Source organism: Stutzerimonas sp. LR2 (assembly GCF_055755175.1).
In genome coordinates, this window is sequence record NZ_JBVTRR010000060.1 from 1 (window position 1) to 848 (window position 848).

Consider the following 848-nt stretch of genomic DNA (forward strand, 5'->3'; position numbering starts at 1 on the left):
TGGGGAAATAAAAACAACAACACGATGGATGCCAAGCAGCACCGCGATACCCTGTACCATATGCGTCATGGTCGCGCACCGGTGCATACGCATCCCGCTGAAATGGAAAACCAGCATGATTGATCCCAAAATAACAAAAGCCTTAAACGAACTCGCAATGGGCGCACAGCACCACGAGCATACCCTCCTGTCTGAAAACAGTCATTTCATGGAGGTGTTTACCTATCTTACTCACTTGAAATCAACTTCAGATGGTATCTATTTAGGTGAGCAGCGGATCCCCTGGAGAGAGGCTTTACCAAGCTCGTTTGGTATCCCAAGTTTGGAGGCGACCAAACGAGAAGGGGAGCGCTTCTTGGCTTGCGTAAGTGAGACTTGGGCAACACGGTATAACGCCAAAGCCCAAGAAACGCTGGCAAAAAAAATCGCCGACAACAGCACGACAGAGAATGACAACCTTTATTTGCTAACAATGTTCTATGCGATGCGTAGTCTGCTGGATAACCTTCTGCCGTTCATTGACTTACAAAACTACCAACAATTTGAGCCAGAAGGCGCATTGGCACTTAACGAAATCGTTAACGGATTTGAGGCCGTCGTCAATGGTGTTATCACCACTGAAAAGGTGAAGGAAGATGTGTTCAGTGCGGGTGTTGAAAATGCCATCATGGCGCTGAATGAGCAAAAGCATATCCTTGCCAGTAAAGGGCAAGATACCCGTGGTATTGAACAATCCATAACGATTATCAAAGCCTCAATGCGCCCTGACAGCCCAACCCCAACCTCAGGCCTACGCATAAATTAACTTTCAAGGCTCAACTTGTGGAGAATTATCGTGAAAAACGGAC

1 protein-coding gene is annotated in these 848 nt (G+C 47.1%); it reads left to right on the forward strand.

Annotated elements, in window-relative coordinates:
- Nucleotides 1–115 precede the first annotated feature (115 nt).
- Nucleotides 116–805, forward strand: coding sequence for a hypothetical protein (locus tag ACVRRC_RS22030; protein WP_472997584.1), 690 nt, complete (start codon nt 116–118; stop codon nt 803–805).
- Nucleotides 806–848 lie beyond the last annotated feature (43 nt).

Excerpts from the sequence above, each read along its gene's own strand:
- ACVRRC_RS22030 (WP_472997584.1), top strand. The coding sequence starts at position 116 with ATGATTGATCCCAAAATAACAAAAGCCTTAAACGAACTCGCAATGGGC.